We start from the raw sequence: 12,823 nt of genomic DNA, 5'->3' as shown, positions 1-12,823 counted from the left end.
CTGCTATTTTTAATATAATTCCATAAAAAATACAAAAGAGAAAAAAATGGATAAAAAACAACAGCAAATAATACCCATTCAATATATACCAGTAACCCAGTGTGAAGAAGATGAAATTGATTTAAAAGAATTAATAAAAACTATTTTAAAATACAAAAAATTTATTGTTATTTTTACGCTGCTTATTACTTTTTTAGCGGCTTTATATGCTTTTTTAAAAACACCTGTTTATGAAACTAAAGCTTATTTTCAAATAGGGTATTTTAATAATGTTAATAGAATAAGTATTAATAAAACATATATTGATAAAACTTACATTATTGATCCTCAAGCTTTAAAAGTTTATATACAAAATAATTTTCCAAATGTTAATGCTAATTTTATAAAGAATACAAAAAATATTTTAAATTTAAAAATCGAAACATTCTCAAATAAAGAAGGTTTGAATTATTTAAATAAAATATTATCTTTCATACATAAAAAAGAAGACAAAAAATTAAATGTATATATTAAAAATATTAAATCCAAAATAAACATCTTAAAAGATTATTCTAAAACATTGCAAAATCAAATAAAAAATTTGAAACAACAACTTAAAACAACAAAAGACCCTGATATTTATAAATCTATTCTTGACAACATAGCCAAATATCAAAAAGAAACAGTGACAACCAAATTAAAAATTGCAGATTTAGAAAATCAAATCTCACCTGTCAATATTACAAAAACACATATTATTGGAAAAATCATTCAACACAACCATCCTGTAAAACCAAAAAAGAAATTAATTATTACAGTGGCATTTATTACTGGATTTATACTTTCAATTTTTCTCGTATTTTTTATTGAATTTGTAAAAAACTTTAAAGAAGAATCTTCTATCTGATTTTTTTTATTTTATTTTTACCTAATCTATAAATCTTTGAAGCTCTTCCTTCAAATAATCCTCTTTTATCTTCAACAATAATATCGGCTTTTTCTTTAGCCCATTTTTCATCAAATTTTTGACCAGACATATTAGCAGAAGTTGAATACATCCAGTTAAATTTTCTTAAAAACTCCAAATGCATTTCATCTTTTATAACCCTAAAACTTTTTTTATTGGGATATATAAAGGTAGTTTTTCTACTTCTGCGAACTTTGTTTTTAAATTTATTTGGAACTCTTGTAAATCTTTTAAGAGTATTTAAACTGTCTATTTCAATTAAAACAGGCTGATTTAAGGAGCGATTTTTTATTTTATTTAATTTCTCCTTGCTTTGGGATAAAAATCCGACAGTAGTATCAGTCTGGGTTAAATAAATCTTATTCGGATTCACTGTTTTTCCTAAGGAGTATTGCTATTTCATCCATATCTCTTGATTCTTTAAGTTTTGCTTTTTTAAGCATTTTTTTAATTTCCTGAGTTTCAAGATATTTCATTTTTTCATATTCAATATTTGCTTTTTTAAGCTCATTCATAAGCTCATTTTTTCTGTTTTCCAAAAAAAGAATCTGATTTTTAAATTTTTCAATTTCATTCCTTAACATATTCTGCTGTGTTTTAACTTGTGAAAAAAGGGAAAAATTTCCATTTTGAGGAAGAGTTAAAGAAAAAAGAATATTTTGAAGTTCCTCTATTTTTTTATTAAGTTCTAAAATAGAAAAATTTATCTTTTGAATATCTTTTTCAATTTTATCAACTTCCTGCTTCTTGACTTTTACAACAGTTGAAAATTTTGTCTTCACTTTTAATTATCCATTATACATTTTCCATTATCAATTATCTAATAATTGTGTCTTCCCTCTCAGCCCCGGTTGAAATATATTTTATTTTACAGCCAATTTTTTCTTCTATAAATTCCACATATTTTTTTGCATTTTGTGGCAAATCATCCCATTTTCTAATACCGCTGCTTTTATCCCATCCGGGCAATGTTTCATAAATCGGCTCAACATCGCTCAAATCACTTGGAAAATAATCAAGTTTTTCACCGTTTCTTTCGTATCCGACGCCTATTTTAACCTCATCAAAGCCATCCAACACATCAAGTTTCATTAAAGCCACTTCATCACAGCTGTTTAGAGTTATAGCATATTTAGCGGCAACCACATCAAACCATCCGCATCTTCTTGGCCTTCCTGTAGTAGTTCCAAATTCAGCTCCCTGCTCTCTTATTTTATCTCCGGCAGTTCCTAAATCTTCTGTAGGAAAAGGACCGTTTCCAACTCTTGTGGCATATGCTTTTGCAATTCCTATAACTTTATTTAATTTTTTAGGAGGTATCCCGCTACCGGTCAGTGCTCCACTCGCAATTGTATTTGAACTTGTAACATAAGGATATGTTCCATGGTCTATATCAAGAAGTGTAGCCTGAGCTCCTTCAAGAAGCATATTTTTATAAATGTTATCCCAAAGATATTTTGTAGTATCTGTAATCATATCAAGAAGTTCCTCTTGCCAATATTCAAGATTTTTTCTTAAATCCTTTTCTTTTGGAATGGAAATTCCCAGATATTCAAAGTAACCTTTGTTCATTTCATAATAATATTTTAATTTTTCAAGAAGTTTGTCTATATCTTTAAGTTCACCCATCCTGACACCGACTCTTGCTATCTTATCCGCATAAGCCGGACCTATTCCCCTGCCTGTAGTTCCTATTGCATTTTTGCCTCTTAGTCTCTCCCTGGCCTGGTCTATTGCTATATGATGGTCAAGTATCATATGGGCTTTATCTGAAATTAAAAGTTTATTTTTAATATTTTTATCAAATTCTTTTATTTCTTTAATAAGTTGTGGCGGATATACAACAACCCCGTTTCCTATTACATTCATGGCATTTGGATTAAGTACTCCGCTTGGAAGCAGATGAAGAGCATATTTTTTACCGTCAACCACTACAGTATGCCCTGCGTTATGTCCGCCCTGGCTTCTGATTACAATATCATAATTTTTGGCTACCAAATCAACTATTTTGCCTTTTCCCTCATCTCCCCATTGAAGTCCAACTATTAAATCAACCATTCATTATATCCTTTATCAAATTGTCAGTATATATGGAAAATCCTACACTTCTAATTCCCTCTACCTGATATTCCCCGCCTTTTGCATAAACATTATTATTTTTTATAAATCTGTAAAACACACCTGTATAATATCTGAGATTTGTAACATAAAGAGGTGCCACAACTGTATTTTCATCCGCTAATTCTTTTATTTCTTCTAAATACGGTCTGATTTTTTCCGGATAAATACTTAAATTTTTCAAATCCTCTTTTGAATGAACCTCAATTAATTTTTTGAGCCATTCTTCATTAAATTTATAAATTCTCATTTTTTTAATATCTTCAAGATTTAGTCCAGTTAATTCGCATACAATCTCAGGAATTTTAATATGAGAAATTTGCAGAGTATAATTTTTATTAAGTCTACTTAAGATTTGCTTATTAATTTCAAGAGTTTTTTGTAAATCACCCTCAAACCACTCGGCCCCTATCTGATAAATTTCGCTTGTAGGATATCTGAATACCGGCTGAATATAAAACCATTTTTTAGCTTCGCTTTTAAGCCTTTTTATTACAAGCCTGATTACATCTATGGAAGAATCAGCTCTTAAGGCTAAATTTCTATTTTGCGGGTCGGTTAATTTTATAATATCTTTCTCATTTACCGCTTCTTGCTGATGATAGGAAAAATAAGGGGTAATAATCTCCTCAAATTCATACGTATCAAAAACTTCACTTGCAATTTGTTCTATTTCCCTTTTTATTTTGGCACTTTTGCCAAAATAAAACCTGCTTCCACTTGGTATTTCGTGTTCAAAAATCATTTTTCTCTTTCATTTGTATAAACTCTAACAGCAGTTCCATCATATTTTCTAATTCCAAGCTCATCTAGAGCAAGTTCAAGTGAATTTACAATATATTGCATTTTATTTTCTTCAATAATTCCCATATTGTTAATTCTAAACAGTTTTCCTTTCATAAAATCCTGACCACCCGCTACATTTATTTCATATTTTTCTTTTAAAATTTTTCTAATCTCTTCTGCTTTTTCACTATAAACTGCAGCCATTGAAAGTGCTGGTACTTGTGGGAAAATGTTAAGTCCAATTGCCTCAATACTTGCAAGTAGGGCAGCGTGTCTTTTAGCTGTATTTTCATAATGTTTCTCAAATCCTATTTCTTCAAGTTTTTTAAGTACTTCATTTAATGCAATGATTAAACTTGTAGCCGGTGTAAATGAAGTAGAACCCTCTCTTTGTTTTTTAATTTCATTTGCAAGGTTAAAATAAAACCCTTTTCCTTTTCCTATCCTCTCCACTGCTTTAACGCTAAGGCCTAGCATTGCAAGTCCTGGAGGCAGCATAAATGCTTTTTGACTACCGCCTACCAATACATCAATGTTTGAAGTGTCTATATCTTCAACCCCCATAGCGGTAATTGCATCTGCTACAATGATAATATCAGGATTTATAAGTTTTACTTCAGCCGCTATTTCTTCAACCGGATGTCTAAGTCCACCGGCACTTTCACTTATTTGAATAAAAATAGAATCAATTTCACCATCTTCTTCAATGGCAGCTACAATATCATCTGCACTTGCAGGCGTATCCCAGTCATATTTAATTTCCCTAAAAGGAATATCAAAAGCCGCACAGATTTTACCCCATCTTTCACCAAATTTACCTGCATTTACAGTTAATGCCTTTTTCTTAACTATATTGATTACTGCAGCTTCCATAGCCCCGCTTCCGGAGCTTGTTAAAAATACAGCCTCAGGCAAATGGGTAACATTTTTAAATTTTTCAAGTGTATCAAGCAAAATTGCTTTAAATTCTGGGGTTCTGTGATGAATTGTCTCTTTTAAAAAAGTTTCCCTTACAAAATAAGGGATTTCAACAGGTCCCGGTGTCGCTAAAATCATTTAATATCCTTTAATTTTTCTATAATTTTATCCACGTCAAATCCAAAATATTTATAAACTTCACTTCCTTTTCCGCTGGCACCAAAGGTGTTCATTCCAATTACCATATCAGCATATTTATACCATTCAAGCCCTCTTGCAGCCTCAATTGCCACAACTTTTCCTTTTAATAGTTCATTTTTAAATTCATCTGGCTGTTCGTCAAACAGATCAAAACAAGGCACACTTACAACCCTTGCATTGATTTTCTCAGCCACTTCCATAGCCAAATTTACTTCACTACCGCTCGCAACCAATGTAATATCTTCACCTTCTCTTAATACATAAGCGCCTTTGCTTAAATCAATGTTTTTCGGGGTTATGTTTTTTAATCCCTGACGGCTAAGAGCAAATGCAACGGGTGCATCAATATTTAATGCCATTTTCCAGCAATTCACATTTTCATTCGCATCTGCAGGTCTAAACACATAAAGATTAGGAATAGCCCTAAGTGCGGTTAAATGCTCAACCGGCTGATGGGTAGGCCCGTCTTCCCCAAGGGCAATAGAATCATGTGTAAATATCCAGTAATTTTTATGCTTGCTGAGCGCTGCAATTCTCAAAGCACCCCTTAAATAATCACTGAATACCAAAAATGTTGCTGCATATGGTAAAAACCCGTAAGCACTAAGGGCATTGTTAATTGCTCCCATTGCATGTTCTCTAATTCCAAAATGTAAGTTTCTTCCGTGAGGGAAATCATCTTCATCTTTTAAAAGAGTGTTATTTGATGGAGCCAAATCAGCACTTCCGCCTAAAAATGAAGGGATAGCTTTTGCAATAGCATTTAAAATTTCCCCGTTGCTTTTTCTTGTGGCAATACTTGTCCCCTCTTCAAATTCAGGCCATACAATTTTATTAAAATCTCTGTGGAAAAATTCTTCTATCTCTTCCACTCTGGCTTTTTTATTCCATTCAACTTCAAGCAACTCTCCTCTTTCTCTTACACATCTAAATCTTACAAGTACATCCTCAGGCACATAAAAAGTTTTTTCAGGGTCAAATCCGGCAGCCTTTTTACTCTCTTTTATTACATCTTCCCCAAGAGGCGCTCCGTGGGTTTTTTCACTTCCCTCAAGCCCCACTGCACCTCTTGCAATAATTGTATGTGCAATAATTAAAGTCGGTCTTCCATCAGATTTTAGAGCCTTTTTGAGCGTATTGGCAATATCTTCATAATCATGCCCGTTCATTTCAAGCACTCTGAAATTTTGGGATTCAAATCTTTTTTTAACATCATCTTTAAATACTTTTTCAACCTCACCTTCAATTGAGATGTTATTGCTGTCATAAATTAATATCAAATCTTCAAGCCCCAGGCTTCCGGCAATTGAACATGCTTCATAAGAAATACCTTCTTCCAAATCACCATCCCCACATAAACACCAAACTTTATGAGTAATTTCTGGAAATTTTTTATTCAAAAATTTTTTAGCCATTGCAAAACCGACTGCGTTTGCAACGCCTTGTCCTAAAGGACCTGTTGTTACTTCAATTCCTGGTGTATGTCCGAATTCTGGATGTCCTGGAGTAACGCTGCCAAGCTGTCTAAAGTTTTTCAAATCATCCATAGTAATATCATATCCCCAAAGATAAAGAAGTGAATAAATAAGAGGTGTTGCATGTCCTCCTGAAAATACAAGTCTGTCCCTGTTTATAAAATGAGGGTTATTAGGGGTTAAATTAATAACTTCACTGAGTTCTACCATAATATCCGCAAGTCCAAGAGCAGCCCCGGGATGTCCAGAATTTGCCTTTTGCACCATATCTGCCGCTAAAAATCTTATTGTATCCGCCATTTTTTTCTTCATTTGCATTTATCTGTCTCCTTAATTTTTATGTCTATACAAATACTTCTCAAGCAAAGTGCCAAGTTCTTTTTTTAAATTTTCATTGAAACCATTTAATTCTTTTTTAATTTCACCAGCTAATCTGTCAGCTTTTTCCATCGCACCTTCTTTTCCAAGAAATGTTACAAAAGTATTTTTATTTTCATCAACCCCTGTAGTTTTGCCTGTTTCAGAGCTGTCTAACAAATCCAATAAATCATCCTGCACTTGAAAAAGAAGACCTAGTTTTAATCCAAAATCATATAATTTTTCAGCCAAATCAGGTTTATTTACAATAATTGCACCCATTTTAAGAGATGCGGCTATCATTTTACCCGTTTTATTAATATGTAAAAATTTAAGTTCATCAAGATTTAGTTTTTTATTTTCAAAATAACAGTCTATCGCCTGACCAAGCACCATTCCGTTTGGTCCAGCAGCTTCAGATAATGTTTTAATAAGTTCTATTTTAACATCACAATGCATTGGGGCTTTTGCTAAAACTTCAAAAGCGTAAGTATTTAACGCATCGCCCACTAATATAGCTGTTTCTTCATCATAAGTTGTATGTAATGTGGGATGATTTCTTCTGAGAGAAGCATTATCCATAGCAGGCAAATCATCATGAATAAGTGAATATGTATGAATTAATTCTATTGCAAAAGCGGCATATTTTGCATTTTCTAGTAGAAGTGGATTATAAGCCCTTACCACTGCCAAAAGAAGTTTCGGCCTAAATCTTTTACCCCCTGCTAACAACATTTCATTTAAAGCTTTTTCAAAAAAAGGATGAAAACTTTCAGCTTTAATCAAATTTTCTCTTATAAACTTTTCCATTTATTACCTTAGTGGAATATTTAAATTAATACCTTGAAAATTTAGTGTAATTGTAACATTTTTATAAGTAGAAAGTGCTTTTTTTAGCTCTTTTAATGTAGAAACTTTTTGATTGTTTACTTTTATAATTTTAGCCCCCTCTTTTATATAATATTTTTCTTTTAATTTTTCAGGAAGTCTTGTAATTATTAAATTTTTATCCACATATATCCCAAAATGCATTAAAGGGGTAAATTTATATATTTTTTTTCTGATTTTAATTTTATAAGAATGTTTATCAGTTTTAATTTTAACAATATCTCCAACTTTTCCAAGCAAAATATATTTTGAAAAATTCTCAGGGGTCGCTTTTTTATTATTTATTGAAATAATTTTTTCACCAATACTTAAATTTTTCACATAAAAAGGGTCAAATGAGGCAATTTTCATATTTTCATCGACATCGATTCCAATATCTCCCCAGTATCCGTAATTTATAAAATGTTTAACAAATTCACTTTTTATAAACCCTTCACCTCTGCCTATTCCGTAAGCCCTGCAAAACATATCTGAAATTACAGAATTTTTAAGAGATTTAACACTTAATTTTGCAGGGGTTAAAAAATTCATATCCTCAGCAAAATTGCCAACATATATTTTATTTTTCTTTATACTTGCCATCCACCAGGCAAGTTTTGGATTTTCATAAAATTTAACAACTTTTTTATTTTTTGATTTAATTAAACACATTTTGGTAAAAGGATCATATTTTATACAATTTTTATTATCAAAAACAATACTTAAATTTTTCGTTACAGGAATATAATTTTTTATAAAAGAGTATTTTTTAAGACATGGAGAAAAATCTACAAAGGCAAATAAAAAAAGAGGAAAAAGAAAAATTAATTTTTTCATTGTCCTAAATTCATCCCTCCAAACATATTAAGAGCCTGAGATTTTTTGTCTTCTATCGCCATTTTAATGGCATCATTTACAGCGCTCATTATTAAAATTTGAAGCGACTCTTTATCTTCAAGAAGTGAATCATCTATTTTTAAATCAATTATTTCGAATCTGCCGTTTACTGTAGCTTCGACCATTCCACCGCCCGCTGTTGCTGTATACGTTTTATTGTCAGCTTCCGCCATACTCTCCTGTAGTTTTTTCATCATTTCATTTAAATCCATATTCCCAAACATCACTCCGCCTTTAAATTATCTGTTATCTCTTGAATTTTATTATTCTCATCCACAATTATAACAGATGGTTTAAAATTTTTTGCTTCTTCAAGCTCCATAGAAGCATATGCAATAATAATAATTTTATCCCCCACATGAACTTTTCTTGCGGCTGCTCCGTTTAAACATATTTCACCACTGCCTCTTTTTCCTTTAATCACATAAGTGGAAAATCTCTCCCCGTTATTTATATTTACAATATCTACTTTTTGACCGACAAGCAGATTTGCTTTTTCTATTAATTCCTCATCTATTGTAATAGAACCGACATAATTAAGGTTTGCATCTGTAACTGTGGCTCTGTGGATTTTGCTATAAAGCATTTCTATTTTCATGCCCAGAATTCCTCCGCAATTAAATATTCTTTTACAGGATTCCCGTTTTTGATATGTTCTTCCAAAATTCTGTCAATTTTATCCTTATCTAAATCCACATACATATAACTTCCAGGTTCAACCAGCATTACGGGTCCGAATTTACATCGGTTAAGACACCCTGTAGGTACCAGCCAGTTTCTTTCAGGGTCAATTCCCATTTCCATCATTTTTTGCTGAGTGTAAGGAAACAAATCTTCTTTTCCCTCTCTTACACAGCTTGGTTTTGGAAAATTTGGAGGTCGTTTTACCTGACACATAAACATTATATTTTGCGGTTTTGGCATTTGCATATGCACTCCTTTTTTTTAGCCCGTTTATATCATATTTAATTTTATTATACATTAAATTAAAAAGTTTTTAACTGTTTCCCTGTCAGAAAAAGGAATTTTTTCTCTGCATTGTTCTATATATTTTTCATCCCCTTTTCCCAAAATCAGTGTCGCATCAAAATTTTTGGAAAGTTCTACCGCCCTTTTTATAGCTTCTTTTCTATCAAGTATGATTTCAAAAGGAGTTTTTTTTATACCACTTTTAATATCACTTACTATATCTTCAGGCTTTTCACAACGGGGATTGTCATTTGTTAAAATTATGTAATCTGCCAGTTTATCGGCAACTTCTCCCATTTTTACTCTTTTTCCCTTGTCTCTGTCTCCCCCGGCACCAAATACAACCAGTTTTTTTCCTTTAAGGGAACTTATAACTTTTTGCATTCCATCCGGAGTATGGGCAAAATCTATAATTATCAAAGGATTAATAGATACTATTTCCATTCTACCTGGGACACCCTTAAAATTATCAAATAAAAAATTATTAAGGGATAATGAAGTTAAATTTTCTGCTGTTTTAAGGGCCAAAGAAAAATTCATTTTATTAAATTCACCGGCCATCGGGATATCATTAACTATCGATTTTTCTAAGACATATAAATTTTTTGAATTAATTTTAAAATCATAACCGCTCACAGTTATAATACTAAATCTTCCATTATCCATTTTCCATTGTCCATTTACAATCTTAAGTGTTTCATCCTGAAAAAAACCCTCTTTAATTTTTTTATACTCTTTCATTGATTTATGATAATCAAGGTGGTCCTGGGAAAATGAAGTTAAAATTTTAGCAGTAAAATCAATCCCTTCAATCCTGTTTTGTGCAATTGCGTGAGAGCTCACTTCCATAATAAAAAAATCGGGTTTATATTTATATACTCTTTTTATTGTAGTAAAAATAGAAGGAGTTGTAAGAGTTTTGTCTTCTCTTTTTTCTCCGTTTACAAAAAACCCCTCAGTCCCCTGAACAGCTACATTGAAACCTGCCTGATTTAACAAAAAGCCCAAAACAAAAGCTGTTGTAGTTTTACCGTTTGTACCGGTAATTCCTATAAATTTTGTTTTAATATTGTTTAATAAATCTTTCGGAGTCAAAAAAGAAGAAATATTTTGAGAATATTTTTCATTTTGTGCAGTTTTTAAAAAAATTTTATTATTAATTAGTTCTTTTGTATTATCTGTAATTGCATTTTTGTTAATCAACTCTTCATAATTCATTGTTTTAGTAATGAGTTAAACCCTTCAATAAGTTCCAAATCATTTATATTAAACATCAGTTCTTCAAAATAATCAATTGCATTTTCCCTAAATCCGTATTTCAATAAAAGTTCAAAAAATTCAAGAACTTCTTCTTTTGTCTCAAAAATAACTTTAGTGGAAAGCAGGATATTTTCTAAATCTTCTTTTGTTTTGATAATATCTTTTACATCTTTAAATAAAATACCTTTTAATGTATCTGGATTAAATTTATCTTCTTTAACCAAAGAATTCAATATTTTAATTATTTTTTTATAATCTTTTTTTTCCATTGCTTCTTTAAGCAAAGCTTTTATTTCAGAATGAATATTTGAGTAACTCATCAAGCCTGTCCTCATATCCGTGTGGCACATTCATAACAACTAAATCCGGATGAATTTTTTCTTTAAGCGCTTTTTCAATACCGTATTTTAAAGTAGCCCCGGCACTTGCACATCCGACACATCCGCCTTGAAGCTGAACAAATACGACTGGCTTTTTAACATCAATCAATGTAACATCTCCGCCATCCATCTGAAGCATGGGACGAAGTTCTTCAATCACACCGCTTACAGCTTCTTTTAGTTCTTCATCAGAAAATGGAATTTCAGCCATAATTATCCTTTTTTACTAAATATAACAAATTATAGAATTTTAATCAATAGGAAAAAAGAAAAAGGGGGGGATTAGTCTTGAACAAATTCGATGATACACATTTCAGCTGCATCACCTCTTCTAAATCTTGTTTTAACAATTCTTGTATATCCACCATTTCTATTTTCAAATTTAGGTGCGATAATATCAATTAGTTTTTGAGTTGCCGCTTTTGCCCTTTGATTACTTCCAAGTTTAGAATATACATATCTATGTGTGTTAAAATCTGCATTTTTTGCACGAGTAATTAATTTTTCAATATATCTTCTAAGTTCTTTTGCTTTTGGAACTGTTGTTTCAATTTTTTCATGTTCTATTAAATCACATGCTAAATTTCTAAGTAAAGCCGCTCTGTGTTCAGAGTCTCTACCCAGTTTTCTGTATCCGTGTTTGTGTCTCATTCATTCTCCTTAAGTTTTGATAGTTTCTCTTCAATAACTTTTTTAATTTCAAGCGGCAAAGTTTTATTTACAGAAAATCCGATTTCTTCTAATTTTTCAAAAATTTCCTCAAGTGATTTTGCACCTAAATTTTTAATGTTGGATAATTTTTCTTTACCCATTAAAACAAGTTCACCTATAAATCTTATACCCGCTCTGTCAAGTGCATTAAAGCTTCTGCTTCTAAGATTTAAATTTTCAATAGGCTCGAATAAAATATTGTAACTTTCGTCAAGTTCTATACTCTGTGCTGTTTTTGTTTCAATATTAAATTCTTTTGTAAAAATAGTAAACTGTTTTAAATATGTATCGATTGCCGTTTTAAAAGCATCAATCGGACTGATTTGACCGTCTGTTTCAATTTCGAATATTACTTTTTCAAAATTAGGGTCATCTTCAACCAATATATTTTCAATATTATAAACCACTTTTTTAATAGGGCTGAAATATGCATCAAGTCCTATAAAGCCTTCAGGAAGTTCGTCTCTGAAGTTTTCAACGGCTACAAATCCCATACCTTTTTTAATAATCAAAGTTAATTTAAGCTCACCTTCTTCATTAAGAGTTGCAATATATGTTTCAGGTGTAACAATTTCAACTACTTCATTTTCTAAATCAGCCCCCTTAATTTCTTTAGGGCCTACAAAATGATAGGTTACTTCTGCTTCATCACCCTCTTTAATTTTAAATCTAACGTTTTTGAGATTAATTATAAAACTTGCAACATCTTCAAGCATACCTTTTAATGAATCAAATTCATGCTTTACTCCCTCTATTTTCATAGCAACAGGAGCAAAACCAGGAGTTGAAGCAATTAATGTCCTTCTTATCGGATGGGCTACACTTACTCCAAAACCTGATTCAAAAGGATAAATTTCAATTTTTGCTTTGTTTTCATTTTCTTCATAAGAAACTTCACTTGGAACAATAAGTTCTGTTTTAATTTTATTCATTTTTTA

The 12,823-nt window shown here is 31.2% G+C and carries 17 protein-coding genes; 1 reads left to right on the top strand and 16 read right to left on the bottom strand.

Annotated elements, in window-relative coordinates; genetic code table 11:
• Nucleotides 1–46: 46 nt before the first annotated feature.
• Complete coding sequence (locus LNAT_RS00715; RefSeq protein WP_096258012.1) at nt 47–886, top strand: Wzz/FepE/Etk N-terminal domain-containing protein; 840 nt, start codon at nt 47–49, stop codon at nt 884–886.
• Here LNAT_RS00715 and LNAT_RS00710 read toward each other — a convergent pair.
• From LNAT_RS00710 to LNAT_RS00635, 16 genes are all read right to left on the bottom strand, one after another.
• On the bottom strand, nt 879–1,319 hold the full coding sequence (locus tag LNAT_RS00710; protein WP_096258011.1) for a Sua5/YciO/YrdC/YwlC family protein: 441 nt from the start codon (nt 1,317–1,319) through the stop codon (nt 879–881). The genes LNAT_RS00715 and LNAT_RS00710 overlap by 8 nt on opposite strands.
• Nucleotides 1,306–1,728, bottom strand: coding sequence for a flagellar export protein FliJ (locus LNAT_RS00705; RefSeq protein ID WP_096258010.1), 423 nt, complete (start codon nt 1,726–1,728; stop codon nt 1,306–1,308). Before LNAT_RS00705 ends, LNAT_RS00710 begins: the two co-directional genes overlap by 14 nt.
• A 34-nt stretch (nt 1,729–1,762) precedes the next feature.
• Entirely contained in the window at nt 1,763–3,004 is a 1,242-nt protein-coding gene (locus tag LNAT_RS00700) for an adenylosuccinate synthase (protein WP_096258009.1), read from the bottom strand.
• Complete coding sequence (locus LNAT_RS00695) at nt 2,997–3,809, bottom strand: ATP phosphoribosyltransferase regulatory subunit (protein ID WP_096258008.1); 813 nt, start codon at nt 3,807–3,809, stop codon at nt 2,997–2,999. Before LNAT_RS00695 ends, LNAT_RS00700 begins: the two co-directional genes overlap by 8 nt.
• Entirely contained in the window at nt 3,806–4,906 is a 1,101-nt protein-coding gene (locus LNAT_RS00690) for a pyridoxal-phosphate-dependent aminotransferase family protein (RefSeq protein ID WP_096258007.1), read from the bottom strand. The genes LNAT_RS00695 and LNAT_RS00690 overlap by 4 nt, the downstream gene beginning before the upstream one ends.
• Nucleotides 4,903–6,756 (bottom strand): transketolase, encoded by a 1,854-nt coding sequence (tkt, locus tag LNAT_RS00685; protein ID WP_096258746.1) that lies wholly within the window; start codon nt 6,754–6,756, stop codon nt 4,903–4,905. The genes LNAT_RS00690 and tkt overlap by 4 nt, the downstream gene beginning before the upstream one ends.
• 18 nt (nt 6,757–6,774) lie before the next feature.
• Nucleotides 6,775–7,611: a polyprenyl synthetase family protein gene (locus LNAT_RS00680; protein WP_096258006.1), complete on the bottom strand. Its 837-nt coding sequence runs from the start codon at nt 7,609–7,611 to the stop codon at nt 6,775–6,777.
• Nucleotides 7,612–7,614: 3 nt separating this feature from the next.
• Complete coding sequence (locus LNAT_RS00675; protein ID WP_096258005.1) at nt 7,615–8,505, bottom strand: DUF7488 domain-containing protein; 891 nt, start codon at nt 8,503–8,505, stop codon at nt 7,615–7,617.
• Entirely contained in the window at nt 8,502–8,789 is a 288-nt protein-coding gene (locus LNAT_RS00670; protein WP_096258004.1) for a YbaB/EbfC family nucleoid-associated protein, read from the bottom strand. Before LNAT_RS00670 ends, LNAT_RS00675 begins: the two co-directional genes overlap by 4 nt.
• Complete coding sequence (gene panD / locus LNAT_RS00665) at nt 8,789–9,163, bottom strand: aspartate 1-decarboxylase (RefSeq protein WP_096258003.1); 375 nt, start codon at nt 9,161–9,163, stop codon at nt 8,789–8,791. Before panD ends, LNAT_RS00670 begins: the two co-directional genes overlap by 1 nt.
• Nucleotides 9,160–9,495, bottom strand: a complete 336-nt coding sequence (locus tag LNAT_RS00660) for a (2Fe-2S) ferredoxin domain-containing protein (protein WP_096258002.1) — start codon at nt 9,493–9,495, stop codon at nt 9,160–9,162. The genes panD and LNAT_RS00660 overlap by 4 nt, the downstream gene beginning before the upstream one ends.
• Nucleotides 9,496–9,546: 51 nt before the next feature.
• Nucleotides 9,547–10,752, bottom strand: a complete 1,206-nt coding sequence (locus LNAT_RS00655) for a UDP-N-acetylmuramoyl-L-alanyl-D-glutamate--2,6-diaminopimelate ligase (protein WP_096258001.1) — start codon at nt 10,750–10,752, stop codon at nt 9,547–9,549.
• Complete coding sequence (locus LNAT_RS00650) at nt 10,749–11,114, bottom strand: hypothetical protein (RefSeq protein ID WP_238593951.1); 366 nt, start codon at nt 11,112–11,114, stop codon at nt 10,749–10,751. The genes LNAT_RS00655 and LNAT_RS00650 overlap by 4 nt, the downstream gene beginning before the upstream one ends.
• Nucleotides 11,089–11,385 carry a NifU family protein gene (locus tag LNAT_RS00645; RefSeq protein WP_096258000.1) on the bottom strand — a complete coding sequence of 99 codons (297 nt, stop codon included), beginning with the start codon at nt 11,383–11,385 and terminating at the stop codon, nt 11,089–11,091. The genes LNAT_RS00650 and LNAT_RS00645 overlap by 26 nt, the downstream gene beginning before the upstream one ends.
• A gap of 71 nt (nt 11,386–11,456) precedes the next feature.
• Nucleotides 11,457–11,825: a 50S ribosomal protein L17 gene (gene rplQ, locus LNAT_RS00640; RefSeq protein ID WP_096257999.1), complete on the bottom strand. Its 369-nt coding sequence runs from the start codon at nt 11,823–11,825 to the stop codon at nt 11,457–11,459.
• Entirely contained in the window at nt 11,822–12,817 is a 996-nt protein-coding gene (locus LNAT_RS00635; RefSeq protein WP_096257998.1) for a DNA-directed RNA polymerase subunit alpha, read from the bottom strand. The genes rplQ and LNAT_RS00635 overlap by 4 nt, the downstream gene beginning before the upstream one ends.
• Between the last annotated feature and the right edge of the window lie 6 nt (nt 12,818–12,823).

The sequence above is a fragment of the Lebetimonas natsushimae genome (assembly GCF_002335445.1).
Lineage (GTDB): Bacteria > Campylobacterota > Campylobacteria > Campylobacterales > Nautiliaceae > Lebetimonas > Lebetimonas natsushimae.
Note: the sequence above shows the minus strand (reverse complement) of the source record. Positions and strands in the feature narration are given on the sequence as shown.

Coding starts and splice junctions, on each gene's coding strand:
- LNAT_RS00650 (WP_238593951.1), bottom strand. CDS start 11,114: ATGAGTTACTCAAATATTCATTCTGAAATAAAAGCTTTGCTTAAAGAA.
- tkt (WP_096258746.1), bottom strand. CDS start 6,756: ATGAAGAAAAAAATGGCGGATACAATAAGATTTTTAGCGGCAGATATG.
- LNAT_RS00690 (WP_096258007.1), bottom strand. CDS start 4,906: ATGATTTTAGCGACACCGGGACCTGTTGAAATCCCTTATTTTGTAAGG.
- LNAT_RS00680 (WP_096258006.1), bottom strand. CDS start 7,611: ATGGAAAAGTTTATAAGAGAAAATTTGATTAAAGCTGAAAGTTTTCAT.
- LNAT_RS00675 (WP_096258005.1), bottom strand. CDS start 8,505: ATGAAAAAATTAATTTTTCTTTTTCCTCTTTTTTTATTTGCCTTTGTA.
- LNAT_RS00655 (WP_096258001.1), bottom strand. CDS start 10,752: ATGAATTATGAAGAGTTGATTAACAAAAATGCAATTACAGATAATACA.
- rplQ (WP_096257999.1), bottom strand. CDS start 11,825: ATGAGACACAAACACGGATACAGAAAACTGGGTAGAGACTCTGAACAC.
- LNAT_RS00700 (WP_096258009.1), bottom strand. CDS start 3,004: ATGGTTGATTTAATAGTTGGACTTCAATGGGGAGATGAGGGAAAAGGC.
- LNAT_RS00695 (WP_096258008.1), bottom strand. CDS start 3,809: ATGATTTTTGAACACGAAATACCAAGTGGAAGCAGGTTTTATTTTGGC.
- LNAT_RS00645 (WP_096258000.1), bottom strand. CDS start 11,385: ATGGCTGAAATTCCATTTTCTGATGAAGAACTAAAAGAAGCTGTAAGC.
- LNAT_RS00715 (WP_096258012.1), top strand. CDS start 47: ATGGATAAAAAACAACAGCAAATAATACCCATTCAATATATACCAGTA.
- LNAT_RS00635 (WP_096257998.1), bottom strand. CDS start 12,817: ATGAATAAAATTAAAACAGAACTTATTGTTCCAAGTGAAGTTTCTTAT.
- panD (WP_096258003.1), bottom strand. CDS start 9,163: ATGAAAATAGAAATGCTTTATAGCAAAATCCACAGAGCCACAGTTACA.
- LNAT_RS00660 (WP_096258002.1), bottom strand. CDS start 9,495: ATGCAAATGCCAAAACCGCAAAATATAATGTTTATGTGTCAGGTAAAA.
- LNAT_RS00670 (WP_096258004.1), bottom strand. CDS start 8,789: ATGTTTGGGAATATGGATTTAAATGAAATGATGAAAAAACTACAGGAG.